The following is a 14,757-nucleotide window of genomic DNA, read 5'->3' as shown; positions in this document are numbered from 1 at the left end:
AATGATTGGGATGTTCTTCTAGGTACTCCTTAAACGAACCCTGACGCATAATGATTTTGGTATCACTACTTGCTGCAATCGCACGTCCTTGTAGGGTGTTCATCGTGTCTAGAAGATTTTGGGTAATGACTGCAAAGCCGCCCCGGTGTTTTCGTGCCGTTCGAAAGCCTTGCTCGATAAAACTTGCTGCCACAGGATTGGAGCCATTGGCTAAAAACCGCCAGGCTTCATCAATAATGCAGCGTTTTTCACGCTGTCTATCAGAGTGGTAAAATTGCCCTTGAATAATGACAATCATTACAAACATGACAATCGTCAAAAGCTCCGGATTTGATTCAAGCTCGCCCATTTCAAGCACGACAAAATTAGCGTTATTTAAAAGCGGTGTATTACCGTTAAAGAGATGACCATAAATGCCTGAACTTCCATACTTGCCGAGCAAAATAAGTAAATCCTTAAGCCGTTGCTCACCGTGAGATTGAGGCTTGTCTAACATCCTTTGCAAACAAGCTAAAATATTATCCATGGTGGCGTGTCTGCCGTGCTCTTTCCAGCAGTCAACCACTGCATCTAAAAGCCATGACTTTTGCACTTCCCCCAAAGCCTCTGATGGACTTGCCATAATCGCTAGCAAATCCCTGATTTGAATATAATCGTTGACCTGCTCACCCTTAATATCAGTTACCCCATCAAAATCAAAGAGCGTAAAAGGATTTAGCGCTAACGTTGATGCATCAATGTAACTCCCGCCAACTATCCCACATAAATGCTTATAAGAACCCCCTAAATCGATAACAAAAATTTGCTGTCCACGTGACAGCCCATCTAGAATTTGTGCTTGCTCAAAGAAGGATTTACCAGCACCAGTACTTGCTACCGTTAACCGATTAAAATTGGTAATGGGTAACACCCGGTCATCAAAGGTATTTAAATAGAAAAGCTGATGGCGATAAGTCGGTACAATTAGCCCTTGGCGCGCACCCTTAAAATCGGCGATCACAGGCATGAGATTCGCCACATTAAAATGAGTGAGTTTTTTGGTCAAACCTAAAAGCTCAAGGCTTGAAAAAAGCCCTTCTGTAAGCATAAAAGGCAAACTACCTAAGAAGCAGAGCCACTGCTTGCAACGACTGGGACTTAGTGTGAAACCCAAATGCCTAAAACTTGCTATTGCTTTGGCAACATGCTCACGCGCCTTTGACTCTGTCGTATAAAGAATGACGTTATAAAACGTTGGAAAAAGTGCAAGCTCCCCTTTGCTTGCCCCTTCATGGACAGCCTGCCACTCGCTCGCCTCTTCACGAATGGACGGGTTAATAAAAGCTTGAAGGGCATTGTTGTTCGCGGTTAAGGACTTAGCGTTTGATTTGGCGCGCGCTTTCATCTTTTCTTGGTTAACCCCTCGAATAGTAAATGAAAGTAAGAAAGGACAATTAATCCCCTGTTCAGGGTGTAATAAATTGGCAAACAAATCAGGCGTTTGCCATAGGGCAAAAGGGGCGTCAGGAAAACCGACCACTTCACAATTAATCATTCTTGTGCGCTGCAATGTGCCCTCGCTATCGACAATGGATGCCTCAATCATCTCATTGCCAATTTCAATGACAGTGGTTGGATTTGGGATAGCCTCGCTTATTAAACCAGGATTGTCTTCAACTTGAGGCCAGGAAAATTCTTCAAAATTGGGTGAAATGAAGGCGCGCATCAACGTCTTAAATTCAAGCGCGCTGCATCGCTTAAAACCAAAACCTGCGACTTTAAGTTCAGATTCAAAATCGTCTCGTAAAACCTGAAGTTGCTCTTCAATACCCGCCTCTATGGGCCGTGAAATAAAAAGATAAGCACTATAATCACTTAAACCCGCAGGTATATTGCGGCCATTTTTATAACCTTTTTTAATGGCCTTTAAATGATAGTTAAGACTCAAGCGTGCAAGGTCTGCAAAAATGCCACCTTGTTTTAGAATAGGCTCATAGTTTTGGGAGAGCTGGTCTAGCAGCCACGGATGTTTATATAAGAGCACGGTACAATCAGTGCCTACCGAGAGCTTATTTTTAAACGTTTGAGCAAGGCTTTTCATGAGCGATTCATCCGCGCCACTTAGAGGCATGAGTGCCAACCCAAACCCCATGGAGTTGCGGTTTATAAAAAATCCCTCCTGACTTACGGTTTCATAAGGCAGAAGACTTTTAATGGACGGCAAATCGAGCGTAAGCGAATCGTGTGCTTTTTGCTGCGTTAAAAGAGACTCAGGCTTTATACTCACGGTCTCCCCTAATCCCTGACTTGCCTTATAGAGAAATTCGCGCGCTTTATCGCGCCACCGCGCAATCTTTAAGCCCATGATTGCGTCTCGCTTTGTTGTGTCACCCACACCGATTGACCAGAAGAAAGCTTAACTAAGTGCCCTTGCGGCTTGTTGGCGTGAGCATCTATTTTAGACTGGCTCTGCCTTACCAGAGCTGGCCTTGCGTCATCCGCAAAGCGCGTCATGGCATCGACCTGCTCAATGGATAAACAACTGTCGCCTGCGGTCGCATTGCAACTGAAATTGGAATTCATCGTGCCACACCCCGAAGACAGTACAGCCATCAGGAAAATCAAACACATTACACTTGCTCTCATCGCAAACCTCCTACTTCATTGCGACTCAACATATTGGCCCTATTAATCTTGCCCAACACTTCAGGAGGAACTGTAAAATTCATCTCTGATGTACCCTCTTGAGAGGTAATAAGTCCTTCTGCATTTTGCGATTTGATTTGATTAAGCGCATGTTGGCGTTTGTCTTCATCAGGTTCTAAATAAAAGCCATCTTTAAACACAATAGTCACGACATTGCCTGAGCCTACCTGAATGACCGGGTGATATTGCTCGGCACGTTTGACGTAATAGGCTGACAAGGTATCCGCCGCTTTCGATGCCCCGCCGTAGGCGGCAAAAGGTGCAATTTGACTTGAAGGCACCACCGAGCTCGCACCATAGGGCCCAATATTTTGAATGCTTTGAGCGTATTGGGCAGCGGATGCAATACCAGACAAAGCACCACTTACACCGGCCCATGTCATCACCTTGTTGTCCCTCATCAACGGTTGACCCTTAATCCCTACCTTGCCATTAAAAAACACCCAGCCTGTTACTTCTTTATCAATAATAGGCGAGCCTTTATGGGCGCAGGACAAGTGATAAAGTGTTGCAAACGCACGCTCACTTGAAATATCGCCATAAGAATTAGCACTCACGCGACACCCTTTAAGACGCGAGCGGGCACCATTTGGCAACGTGCCATCTTCTAAGAACTTAAAGAGCATCACGCCATTATTCTTAGACTGCCCATTGACTGAGGCATCTGCATCAGCACCTCCCAGAATAACGGCTCTAACAGAGGTATTAGATGGCACATAGTGAGCTGGATTTAAGTAATGGTTAGGGTGTCGTTGATTAACGTGTCGTTTAGGTCGAAAAGAGACCATGTGAATGCGAGGTGTGGCATCCGATAAGGTAGTACCTGTCGTCATGACATTATTCATGGCATAGGTAGGCGGTTTATGCCAAAGCTTAGGGTTTCGCACGTCTTTTAGTTCAGCAGCATTGTTTTGCTGCTCTGCAGGCGTTGCTTTTTCCTGATTCGCCAACATCAGCGTTGTTAACTGAGAAGTAAGCTTTTCTTTCTGAGCTTGTAATTGGCGCTCATGTTCCTCGCCCATGGTTTTAATATGTTTTGTTAAATCCTTAAGTTCTTTTTTAAGTAATTCAAGCTCACTTTGTTGGGCCGTTAAAGCGTTGTCTGCTATGGCATTGGTAAATGATTCGTCCACGATGCCTGTTAAATTCACTGCTTTTTTAATCGCTACGCTCTTTTTAGGACGCCCATCAACAAGTAACACAACCATCAAAGCCACAATTAAAAAAAGACAACTACCCGCCACAATTAATGTTCGAATTTGGCGACCTTTAACTAATTTATTAAAGTGCCCATTAGCCATGGCTGCCTCCCTGAACGCGATAAAGCATCGCACGCTCACCAGGATTAAGCGTAGACTTTGAGACTTTAACAGCAAGCGTTCCAACGTTTACAAACCAATCTTCATTTAACGCTAGAGGGACTTTTCCGCCGTTATAAAGCTCAATAGCTTCACCTTTTAACAGGCGGCCATCCCAGGATTCACGGGGCACAAGGGTTAATCCTTGAGACCAGCGCTCCGCTTTCCCAAATTGGCGCCTTACTTTCACATCCGCAAATGGCTTTTGTTGCTCCATATGGCTAAGCATGGCTAAAATGGCTTGTGGTACAGCATGATGACTCACGGCTTTAGCATTGCTTTTAGTCACATTGGATGTTGCGTTAGCAAACCTAGGCTGTTCTGGAATTAACTCAATGGTCTTGCCTAGTGCCTCCTCGCCCGTTAACGTCACCGAAAAATGACGCCCTGCTTCGGTGGTTAAAAACAAGGTAAACGGCGGCACGCCAGATAACCTAACATACACCGAGCCGTCTTGCTCATCACGCTTAATCGCCATACTATCGGGTGGAAAAACTGCTTCCACGATTTTGTCGTTTTTTACCACAAGACGATTGTAATTAGTCGTAGCAAGGGTCACTGCGATATCACTGTTATCTTTGACTGAGATACTACTGGCACCCATTGCTACGCCTGTTAACAAAGCCAATGCAATACTTAATGGCTTACGCATCTTCTTTCTCCTTCAATGGCATAAATTTAAGGATGGATAAACGGCTGTTCTGATAGTAAAACTGCAAAAGGTAAGTTTTCTGCTCATCATTTAAGGCGTGAAGGCCCACGTAACGCTTGAGTTTACCGGTGACAACTGCAGTTAATGCCTGGGGATTTGTCTTAATCTCTGCAATGGCAAAGGTAGAGGACATTTTTTTAGTTTTAATAACCTTAGCCTCATTGGTGAGTTTTCGAAGTAGGTCGGAATAATGTTTCGGGTTTACAAAAGAAAGCAGACGTTGATGATTGGCATCGACCGTTTCAGGTGTGACGTTTAAACGCTCATTGACGAAATTCTCACTCATTAGGCTTAAGTAATGGCTGTCAACGTTTGTAGTTGACTTAAAATAACTCGCACCACCTGAAAAAGGCGTGACCTCTATCGTGTGGTGAGACCACACCTCGTAAAGGAAGCAAGACAACACCACGTTAGCGAGCAAAAGACCAAACACCAATACAACCATCAAATTAAATCGGGCTGACAATTGACTTAAGCGACTTTGGTAACTTTTAAAATCCATGCGAGTCTCCTTAAGCGACATACACGCGATGGTGTGATAAGGGTAAATTAGGTAGAAAAAACTGGGTTAACCCACTTGGCAAATACCAATAGGCAAGAACCAGCAATACTTTTGGCCCCTCCCCTTTCTTCAAATAGCGCAAGCCACTTAACAAAACCAGACCGAATAAGGACACCAGCACTTTTTGATTAGCAACAACGAGCAACATAAACCCAAGACCCGCAACGATGAGCTCATCTAGCGTCAGGGTTAAAATCCTTTTGGGCGCATCAATATGATTTAAGAATTGATAACTCATGCTGCTCATTTAATCCTCCTTAAAACACGAACGTTCTGAGTAAGAAGGCGGGAATAAAAGCAACCGCAGTTACACCCACAAATACCATCGGGTTTTTACTTTTCACCGCCATGGCCGTTGCTAAAATGATGTCTACTAAAATAAAAACTTTCCAAAACATCGACCCGCTGCCTAACGAATCTTTGACGTCGCCTTCTAAGGCTTTAGCTAATAAATCATTAGCAAGTACGCTTTTTGACAGCAGCAAGAAGATTAACGTTGAGCCTCCTTTTTGTAACAAACTGACTATTTTTTTACCCATTTTCATGCTTTTTCTCCGTTTTAAGGTTGTAAAAATCCCTTAAGCGCTTTTTGCTTAATATTTAATCATTAATTAAAATTAGTTAGTTACCGATTCAAACCACCATTTTTTGATTTAATGGCTAGTTTAAAAAATCCCAGAAATGACTTTCACTAACCCTTGTTCTAGTAGCGGTCTTGCATCTTGAAATTTCAAATTTACCTTGTCTGCATTGGATACCACACGGGTTCGGTAGCGCTGATATTGACTATCTCTAGATGAGGTTTGAGAAGTGATGGTGCTATTGCCATTTTTTAATTCTGATTGAAATTGTTCATTTACTTTAATGCCCCTGCCTACTCGCTCGCTAATTTGAATATCGGTAATCATTGTGTAGTTCACATCTTTCACTAAGGAATCTGCAGCAAGCCCAATAACACCCCCTGCCAAACCACCGCCCAACAGGGTGTTGCCATTACCAAAAGAGCCAATTGCAGCACCCGTTGCAGCACCGGCTAAAGCTGAACCATACCCACCACCCAGCATACTTTGGCTTGCAGCTTTACTCATTTTACCAATTTTAAGAATATTGGCTTGCAACAAATAATGTGCTTGTAAAGGATTATTCACTACCTTATAGCCACGACTCAATAAGGCTTCTTTAAGGGGCTTGTCAATCATGACATTTTCTTCAGACGTATTTTTTAGGGAGAGAAACACCGTTTTTTGAGCGTTATTTACAGGCTCTAGAAAAATAGTTTCACTTTGTTTTGTACTGACATTAAGCGCTCGATGTTCAAGAGCGGTTTGAGTCGCAGCACAGCTTGTTAGCGCTAAAAAGGTACTCACAACTACAGCCTTTTTTATCCCTCGATTCGATACATTCATCATTCCCTGTTTCCTTATGTATTTACAAAGCGCTTAACGCGCACGTTAAGATTATTTTTATTAGCTTGCTCTTACTTCAGATATAGCGGAGGTGCTTTGAATTTCTTTTTCAAGTAGGCTCATTTTGACCTGTGCTTTCGTTAAAATGGCTTCAAACTGCCCTCTTGTTATTGCTGGCAATTTGACATCTGAGAGTAATCGCTGAAAGTGCAGTGCTTCAGAACGCAGCTCATTAAGCTCTTTTTCTAAATGCCCTAGTGCAACATTGGTTTTATCATGTACTTTGATAACTAATTCTGCTGGCCGCTGCCAATCGCCACGTAAAATAACCGCACGTATTGCATTGAGCTTTCGAGAAAAATCCTTACCACAGACGGTAAAGTGTTTGGCGCTTAGCAGGCAGTATGTCACTTCCTCAATAAGCAGCTTTGTATGGCCAATATTAAGTTTTTGAACAAATCCTTTAATGCGCTGCAGCTGATTGTCTGTAAGTGTGTTCCCTATAAGTGAGTCTTCGGGGGATAAATTAGAAATAGCTCTTAGTACAAATTCATTTTTTTCTCTATTTAGATTGGATTTATTTTTGTCAGAAAAAGCAGCGGCAGCTTTTTCATGCTTTAAAGACGCTTCCCTTGTTTGTTCATTGCTTGCTGCTGCTTTCTTAGTTAATAAATTATTATTATTTTTATTACTTAGTAGGGGTGGATTTGCCGACGTTGGATTTCCAGGCGCCGGGTTTTCAGGGCTTAGATTTATTGCCAAAAACGTATTTTCCGGCTCTGGTGTTTCAACATCATTTTTAGGTTGTGGAACCTCATAAACAACATACTCCAACCCTTCAAATTTACCGCTTGTAGTATTTCTACACGCTGATTTAGAAATATAACCTGCTTGCCCTAACTCCATTAAGAGACTCCGAACAGAATCACGACCATTAGTAGCTCGAGTTTGCAAATCAGAAACTCTCACCCGCCAATCATCAGGTAGAGACATTAAATAAGCATGAAGGCCTTTAGCGCCCCAGGAGAGATGATTATCCTGCAAGCAGGTTTTATCTAGAATGACAAAATTTTGATTTTTCTTATGGATTCGAAGGACAGACATCTTGAACTTCCTTTTCTTGTTCTTCTAAGTAGTTTTGATTTGAAACAGTTTGATTTAGCTCAGATATAGAGCGAAATCGAGATAAGTGATCTTCAAGGCGTAAGGCTGCTTCTGGAATTTTTTTTCTTCCTGATCGCTTACAAGATTCTGTTAATAATTGATTAGCTTTTTCTGAAAGTTGAAAAGAAATATAGACCTTTCCATATTTATTATTGGTTTCCGATTCCACTTATTTCTCCTGGCAAAACAGTCTAAATAATAACGTATAGAAAATATTTAAACCCATGTAGCGCTGTTTAATTTCTCTAAGATTAATAAATTAATAATTAAATTTATCATATATGGAAAGTTATGGTAATTTATTTTTCCATATATGTAAATATATATTGATTTTAATATGTGTTTGCTTAAACTTTTATATATGTGGAAAAAATGATATAGTTATTTTCATTTTTAAATGAAGATCACAAAGAGCCAGCTTTGAGCAAAGAGACAAATATTAACGAAATTGGCGTAAATTTAAATCGCAATCTTTCTAAGTTAATGGATGACAATCAGATTTCATTAAGCGCACTTCATAGGAATACCGGCATCCCCATCCCTACAATTAAAAGGCTACAAATTGATCCAACTACTAACCCAACTATAACCACTCTTTTACCTATAGCAAATTTTTTTGGTATAACTATTGGCCATCTAATTGGCAATGAATTACCTACTGGAATAATAGGTTATTTAGAGAATAAAGAGCACTGGTCCAAAGTACCCCTTATCGAGTGGAATCAAATTATTGACTGGTTAAAATGCGACCAAAAAAGTAAAATATACTCCTATGTACTGGTAGATATTGATATCGGGGAAAAAGATTTTGCACTAAAGGTAGAGAAAGATGAATGGCCGACTATTGCACAGGGATCAATTTTAATTATTAATACTGAGCTCACCCCTGAACATAAAGACTATGCAATTGTAAATAAAAAGGGACAAATCATTCCAACGTTAAAACAAGTTTTAGTTGATGAAGAAAGGATATATTTACAATCTTGCAACCCTCACTTTCAGCCGATCCTCTTTGATGAGAATTATCATTTTATAGGGGTATTGATGCAAATTAGAAAAGATACAAAAGTTTAGAAGGAATTAAAATGCTATCGAGAGAACCTAAACAAATAAACCTAAAGTATATTATCCCATTGTCATTATTGTATCTAACTATTTATCTTGCTGCAGATGCTGTAGCGTACAAGATGGTAACCCTAGGCCCTTTATTAGTAGCTGGTCCCCCTTGTATTTTTCCTTTATCTTATGCTATTGCAGATATAATCGCTGAAGTTTATGGTTACACTCAAGCAAAGAAAATCTTGCTCTTAACTCTATTTTTCCAATTTTTATATGCGATTCTTGTAACAGTGGTTCTAAACCTTTCTTCTCCTGAGTTCTGGACACTGCAAGATGCATATAATCAAGTATTTGGTAATCTACTTCGTTTTGTAAGTGCTGGATTTTTCGCCGTTTTAAGTAGCCATTTTATAAATATTTACATTTTTTCAAAATGGAAAATATTATTGAAGGGAAAGTATTTTTGGATTAGAAGTGTTGGATCATCAGCGATAGGTGGTCTTGTATTAGTAGGCGTAATTATGATCTTTGGTTATTCAGGTACAGTTGATTTTAATGCTGCAATTAAGATGTTTTTTTCAATATATCTATTGGAATTAGTATATGCATGTATTTTGGCTTGGCCTGCTGGATTAATTTCTGGTTTTCTAAAAATTAAAGAAGGACTGGACGTTTATGATATACATACCAATTTTAATCCATTTAGTTTTAAATAAAAAGGTTAATAAATATGCCCGACTATATTAAATTACTTAATTTGGAAGGTCACGTAGAAGGTGGCTATTTCGGATTATTTTATAAATCATCAGATAAAATAACACCACTTAGTGAAAGGTATAAAAATTTAGGAGAAGACAACAATTCAGAAGATGTCCAATTAATAGAACGTAATGCAGGTTCTTCGATTTATTTTTTATTAGAAAAAGAAGGTTTCTCTGCATGGCATCGCTTAAAATCTGATGAGATATGGCATTACTATGATGGTGGGAGTCCAATTGATATTCACGTCATTAATCAAAATGGGCAATTAAAAACATATACGCTTGGGAATCCTGGATTAGTAGAAAGTGCATCTTTTCAAGCGATAATAAAGGCCGGTGATTGGTTTGCTGCAGAAGTTCGTGACAAAACATCTTTTGGCCTCGTAGGCTGTACCGTTGCTCCAAGCTTTGAGTATGAGGATTTTGAATTAGCTCAAAATTATAGAGATGAACTATTAAGTTTGTATCCTGAAATTCCCACAAAATTAATAGATAAATTTATTAATCCAAATACTAAAAAATCAGATAATAATACACATGATCACAGTATTTCTCATGTAGGAAATAGATTAACAGTTAAAGACTATACATCTAAATTTGAGTTAGAGCGTCATCCAGAAGGTGGCTATTTCCATGAGACTTATTCTGCAACAGATATTGTAATACCAAAACATTCAAGATATAAAATTAAAACCACTGATGCGATACACAGAAAGGCAGCTACTGCTATTTACTATTTGTTAGATAAGCAAGATTTTTCAGCCTGGCATTGTATAAAATCTGATGAGATATGGCATTATTATGATGGCGGCAGTCCTATTGATATTCATGTTATTGATCAAAATGGACAATTAAAAACTCATGCTCTTGGAAACCCAAGTTTAGTTGAAAATACATCTTTTCAAGTTGTTATAAAAGCTGGGGAATGGTTTGCAGCGGAAGTACGTAATAAAGAGTCTTTTGCTCTAGTTGGTTGCACTGTTTCACCCGGCTTTGAATATACTGATTTTACTTTAGCTGAGAGAAATCAACTTACCAAACAATATCCTGAGCATAGCTCTATTATAAATAGATTATGTAGGATAAGTTCAAATAAGTTATCTGAAGCATTAGCAATCAATTCTATTGGATTTTATGCCTCAAATAAGAAGGATGAATTAGTTAATACTGTTGATAATGAAAAAAATTATTTAGAGATCTAAGTGAAGTTACCCGCATTTTGCGGGTAATATTTAATTAATCAGGTAGGTGTTTTTTAGCTCATTTTTTATCAGAAGAGCATCTTCATTATCAAAATCATATACTTGTTTTGCCAATGATGCCAAGCTATTTACTGTCATACTTCTTACTATAAAATTTGAATCTATAAATTCAATAGTATATTTGAATAATTTCGCTTCCCTATCATACGTTCTTGCAGCAATTCTTTTACTAACACGCCCTACGCCGGTAGAAAAATAATGCCGTATTATATCCTGATCTTCTTTACTAAAATTTGTAATTATGGAAGGATTACTAAGTTCTTTCACTGGTACCACTGGGAAGATATTTTTTCCGGATACCTGAATTCTAAAACTTAGCTCATCTTGTTTTTTGTCTTCGCGTTCTTCAAAAATAAGGCGCAATGGAGGCGTTGTGGAATTAACTTTAATAATAGCTTTGTAACTATCCTTAATTATATTTATATAAGTGCTGACTTGATTAAATATTTGCCTTCGCATAACTAAATATTCCTTTTTTCCATTTACATCTTAAAACTTTACTAAACTTGAAGATATCAATTTAATTTTTTAGTAATAGAGAAACTATTTGTACGATTTTATCATCTATATAAAATTTTTGATAATATTTAATACTTTATTAGAAAAGCATATTTTATTTGTCAATTTACAAATGTGGGATAAAAAGTTTTATAGATTGAACCATACTTAAGCTTACTTTTTACTCATCTAATTTTGGTAAAATAATTTTTTCAATGAAATAAGCTCTTAATGATGATTGAATTGCTCCAGATATATTTGTCTTCCTAACTTCTTCGGGAACAATAGTATTAAATTCTAAATCAGTTAATTTTTTTCGCCAACTTGGAAATTCAAGTTCCACTAATTCTTTTATCATTAATTCTTGCTTTTCTTTTTTTATACGAGCTTCATCTACCATTTGTTTTAGAGCTAATTCTTTTGGTGAAATATAATTATGCTCATGCCAAGCCTGACCCTTTCTCAAGACCCCCATCAAAACATTTAATGGATCGCTATAGCTTTTAAATTTTGCATTATTTTCTATACCGTAGGCAAAATGATTTATAGATTTTTGTACAATTTCAGGATTAGTACAATTGCTTCGATACAATTGGTTAAGGTGTGTCCTTGAAAATCCAATTTCACTTAGTGGCTCAATATCTATTTGACTCCATTCCTCTGTTAAAAGTAAGTTTTCATTGTTGTCGTTTATTGCAATGCTGGTTGCTAATTCTGGATGTTTTTGTTCGACGCTAATTTTTTTATCAATCATAAATTGGTAAATCGATTTAGGTAATTCAAATACTCTATGAGCATTCATACCATTTTTATATCGTAGTATTTTTACCCCGCCTTTTTTAGTTATCCTAAAAATTAAATTTCTTACTCTTTCAGCACTTATATCAAGTTCTTTTCTAATTTCTTCGGTACTAATAGGAGGTGATATTAATGTTCCATTATTTTTACATTGTTCAAATATTATTTCTAATAAATCTCTTTCTTTCTTAGAAAAAGCCATTAAGTCAAAAAAACTCATTTCTATATTTTTTGCTAACGGTTTGCTAACGGTTTGCAACTGCTTTGCTAACGGTTTATCAACATAATTTTTGCTTTTTATTGGAGCAGACTTTTTTTCTACTAAAGAGTTAATGTTTTTCAATTCATCATTTTTAAGTTCTTTTCTTTCAGTATTTGAATTTTTTGTTTCTGAAGTATTAGCGGGTGAAATAGTTGATTTACCTTTAATTAAAAGTGAATCAAAAGCACCAACCTTCTGTTTCGAAAAAAAGTCTTTTAACCTATTATCCGTAATTGCCACAATTAAGACTCCATAGCGACTTGGACGGCTTCATTTGTTATTGGTGACTTAATAGGATTTATTCTATTCCAAATATCTTTTGCTATATCATAATAATCACTAGCTAAAGGAGACGCGGCATCATATTCAATAACAGAAAGCTTTTCCAGGCTACTTTCTTGCCCCTTTACGGCAACTCTAATTGAACTAGCAGTAATTAATTCCGGAAACAAGGTACGGTATTGAGCTTCAATTTGAGTGCTTAATTTAGTTCGCTCTGCTTTTGTAGGTATTAAAATAAAATTAGACCAATCCAATTCCATTTTGGTTTTAAAGTCATTTATCATTTGAATATTTTGTGTTAATGAACGGAATGTTTCTATATCACAAGCGATGGGACAAATGACATCAGTTGCGGCAACGAGTGAGTTTTGTATTAGAAAATTCCAATTTGGAGAATTATCAAAAATAATAACTTGAAATTTATTTTTAAGTGGCCTTATTAAGCGCTCTATAAAGTGTTCTCTACGACTCTCATCTCTTATTTTTTGCTCTAAAAGATTTAGATTAGATGATTCTGGTATATAAAATAAAGTTGGTAGGTCTGTTCCTAAAATAGCTTCATCAAGCGTACAACCTTCACCCTCTTTTTCTTTAAATTTTGCGATTTCATATAATCCATTAACATCTTTTATATCAAAAAGAGTATTAATTTCCTCATTCTTACTTAAGTTATGTGTTACTGTACATTGAACATCTAGCCCGATAACTAATGTTTTGATTCCATTCAAGGCTAGCATTCTGGACAAGTTAAAAGCTATAGTCGACTTTAAGACACCACCTTTAGGCGTATAAACAGATAATATGCGGGTCGAGGTAGGCGGAGTTAAAAAGCCATATAATTTTCCTATTTCGGGTAAATCACTATGATCCCAAATCCGGATCTCCGTCTTCCCTCTTTTTATTCTTTTAGCTTTAGGAATAAGCCCACTAGCTTCATCGCGATATAGGCTCGTTTTAGTTTTTTCTATTCGATAAAGCTTAATAAGTTCATTAGGAGTCCAGCTCTTAGTCATAAAAATCCCTTAAGATATTTATTGTTATACTTTTATTTAATATAGACTATAAAGTATAACATTTAGAATTTAATATCAAACTTAATGTAAGTTGTAATTGTTTTATAAAAATGGAATTAATTTATCTAATATTATTAAGTCTCATATATCAATAAATTTAGGATTTACTGAAAATTTTGATTCATTTCTTATTTTTTTGTCTTTTCTATAAGTAATAGTATTTAATATATTAATTATTACTACTACTAAATATTGTTTGCTAACGGTTTTGCTAACGGTTTAGGAATTTAACCCTGTGGTTTTTAATTTTTAAAATAGATAATTATTAACCTTTTTTGAAAAACATAGTCCAATATATGTTTTTTTTATTCAAAATTGATTAGATTTTTATTTTTACTTTTTAATATATGTTTTGTATTTTGCTAACGGTTTGCTAACGGAACTGCTAACGATTTGCTAACCCTTAATTAACGGTTTGCTAACGGTAAGCTAACGGTTTGCTAACGATATAATAGCCATTAATTAATAGTTTGCTAACGGTTTGCTCGTGGTTTGCTAACGGTAAGCTAACGATTTGCTAACGGTTTGCTAACGATTAAAAATACAACTAAATGTGTTTTAATTGCTTTCCTAAAATAACATTTAATGCCTATGGGCTTCGGTTTAAATGTGAAAAAAAAGTTAGGTAATCAACTATAGCAGTATGATAATAGAAGGGCGGGTTTCTATTAGAGTTCCAGATGTTTTTCGAAATCCATGTCTAATACTTTAGTAGTCTCTAAATAGGTCGAAGCAAACTATCCATGGATTATTAAGTGGTTTGTGAAAAATTATTTTTCAAAAAACTTAATAAAATTCGTGACATCGATAGCTTAGTCGGTGTCGCGAAATGATCTAGACGAGCAGGTCGAAAGGCGTAAGGGTTAATTATTGAT

At 37.1% G+C, this 14,757-nt stretch carries 16 protein-coding genes; 3 read left to right on the top strand and 13 right to left on the bottom strand.

The window, feature by feature from the left end:
• The 10 genes from traC to E1P04_RS16705 all read right to left on the bottom strand — a co-directional run.
• A partial coding sequence (traC, locus tag E1P04_RS16750) for a type IV secretion system protein TraC (protein WP_242604511.1) occupies nucleotides 1-2,266 on the bottom strand: 2,266 nt, incomplete at its 3' end.
• Nucleotides 2,267-2,334: 68 nt separating this feature from the next.
• The gene (locus E1P04_RS18170) at nucleotides 2,335-2,493 is read right to left on the bottom strand and encodes a hypothetical protein (RefSeq protein WP_242604510.1); all 159 of its coding nucleotides are present in this window, start codon (nucleotides 2,491-2,493) and stop codon (nucleotides 2,335-2,337) included.
• A gap of 128 nt (nucleotides 2,494-2,621) precedes the next feature.
• Nucleotides 2,622-3,986 carry a TrbI/VirB10 family protein gene (locus E1P04_RS16740; protein ID WP_131784013.1) on the bottom strand — a complete coding sequence of 455 codons (1,365 nt, stop codon included), beginning with the start codon at nucleotides 3,984-3,986 and terminating at the stop codon, nucleotides 2,622-2,624.
• The gene (gene traK, locus E1P04_RS16735) at nucleotides 3,979-4,695 is read right to left on the bottom strand and encodes a type-F conjugative transfer system secretin TraK (protein ID WP_131784012.1); all 717 of its coding nucleotides are present in this window, start codon (nucleotides 4,693-4,695) and stop codon (nucleotides 3,979-3,981) included. The genes E1P04_RS16740 and traK overlap by 8 nt, the downstream gene beginning before the upstream one ends.
• Nucleotides 4,688-5,257, bottom strand: coding sequence for a type IV conjugative transfer system protein TraE (gene traE, locus E1P04_RS16730; protein ID WP_131784011.1), 570 nt, complete (start codon nucleotides 5,255-5,257; stop codon nucleotides 4,688-4,690). The genes traK and traE overlap by 8 nt, the downstream gene beginning before the upstream one ends.
• 10 nt (nucleotides 5,258-5,267) lie before the next feature.
• A complete protein-coding gene (gene traL, locus E1P04_RS16725; RefSeq protein WP_131784010.1) occupies nucleotides 5,268-5,564 on the bottom strand; it encodes a type IV conjugative transfer system protein TraL in 297 nt (98 codons plus the stop codon).
• A gap of 10 nt (nucleotides 5,565-5,574) precedes the next feature.
• Nucleotides 5,575-5,862, bottom strand: a complete 288-nt coding sequence (locus E1P04_RS16720; RefSeq protein WP_131784009.1) for a hypothetical protein — start codon at nucleotides 5,860-5,862, stop codon at nucleotides 5,575-5,577.
• A gap of 120 nt (nucleotides 5,863-5,982) precedes the next feature.
• Nucleotides 5,983-6,723: a complement resistance protein TraT gene (locus tag E1P04_RS16715; protein ID WP_131784021.1), complete on the bottom strand. Its 741-nt coding sequence runs from the start codon at nucleotides 6,721-6,723 to the stop codon at nucleotides 5,983-5,985.
• 60 nt (nucleotides 6,724-6,783) lie between these two features.
• Nucleotides 6,784-7,827 carry a replication protein gene (locus tag E1P04_RS16710; protein ID WP_131784008.1) on the bottom strand — a complete coding sequence of 348 codons (1,044 nt, stop codon included), beginning with the start codon at nucleotides 7,825-7,827 and terminating at the stop codon, nucleotides 6,784-6,786.
• Complete coding sequence (locus E1P04_RS16705) at nucleotides 7,805-8,056, bottom strand: TraY domain-containing protein (protein ID WP_131784007.1); 252 nt, start codon at nucleotides 8,054-8,056, stop codon at nucleotides 7,805-7,807. Before E1P04_RS16705 ends, E1P04_RS16710 begins: the two co-directional genes overlap by 23 nt.
• A gap of 251 nt (nucleotides 8,057-8,307) precedes the next feature.
• Between E1P04_RS16705 and E1P04_RS16700 the strand changes: the two genes are divergently transcribed.
• Genes E1P04_RS16700 through E1P04_RS17940 form a run of 3 tightly spaced genes read left to right on the top strand, consistent with a single transcriptional unit; the run spans nucleotide 8,308 to nucleotide 10,909 of the window.
• Nucleotides 8,308-8,961 (top strand): S24 family peptidase, encoded by a 654-nt coding sequence (locus E1P04_RS16700; protein ID WP_131784006.1) that lies wholly within the window; start codon nucleotides 8,308-8,310, stop codon nucleotides 8,959-8,961.
• Between the two features lie 11 nt (nucleotides 8,962-8,972).
• The gene (locus E1P04_RS16695) at nucleotides 8,973-9,662 is read left to right on the top strand and encodes a queuosine precursor transporter (protein ID WP_131784005.1); all 690 of its coding nucleotides are present in this window, start codon (nucleotides 8,973-8,975) and stop codon (nucleotides 9,660-9,662) included.
• Nucleotides 9,663-9,676: 14 nt separating this feature from the next.
• Nucleotides 9,677-10,909 (top strand): cupin domain-containing protein, encoded by a 1,233-nt coding sequence (locus tag E1P04_RS17940; RefSeq protein WP_207386057.1) that lies wholly within the window; start codon nucleotides 9,677-9,679, stop codon nucleotides 10,907-10,909.
• 30 nt (nucleotides 10,910-10,939) lie between these two features.
• Here the strand turns inward: E1P04_RS17940 and E1P04_RS16680 are convergent, their stop codons facing one another.
• The 3 genes from E1P04_RS16680 to E1P04_RS16670 all read right to left on the bottom strand — a co-directional run bounded on the left by E1P04_RS16680 (nucleotide 10,940) and on the right by E1P04_RS16670 (nucleotide 13,822).
• Nucleotides 10,940-11,428, bottom strand: coding sequence for a hypothetical protein (locus E1P04_RS16680; protein ID WP_131784004.1), 489 nt, complete (start codon nucleotides 11,426-11,428; stop codon nucleotides 10,940-10,942).
• Nucleotides 11,429-11,648: 220 nt separating this feature from the next.
• The gene (locus E1P04_RS16675; protein WP_131784003.1) at nucleotides 11,649-12,767 is read right to left on the bottom strand and encodes a hypothetical protein; all 1,119 of its coding nucleotides are present in this window, start codon (nucleotides 12,765-12,767) and stop codon (nucleotides 11,649-11,651) included.
• 2 nt (nucleotides 12,768-12,769) lie between these two features.
• The gene (locus E1P04_RS16670) at nucleotides 12,770-13,822 is read right to left on the bottom strand and encodes a ParA family protein (RefSeq protein ID WP_131784002.1); all 1,053 of its coding nucleotides are present in this window, start codon (nucleotides 13,820-13,822) and stop codon (nucleotides 12,770-12,772) included.
• Nucleotides 13,823-14,757: the final 935 nt, after the last annotated feature.

The sequence above is a fragment of the Legionella gresilensis genome, assembly GCF_900639865.1.
GTDB classification, from domain to species: Bacteria; Pseudomonadota; Gammaproteobacteria; order Legionellales; family Legionellaceae; genus Legionella_C; species Legionella_C gresilensis.
This window is presented reverse-complemented; position numbering and strand designations above follow the sequence as displayed.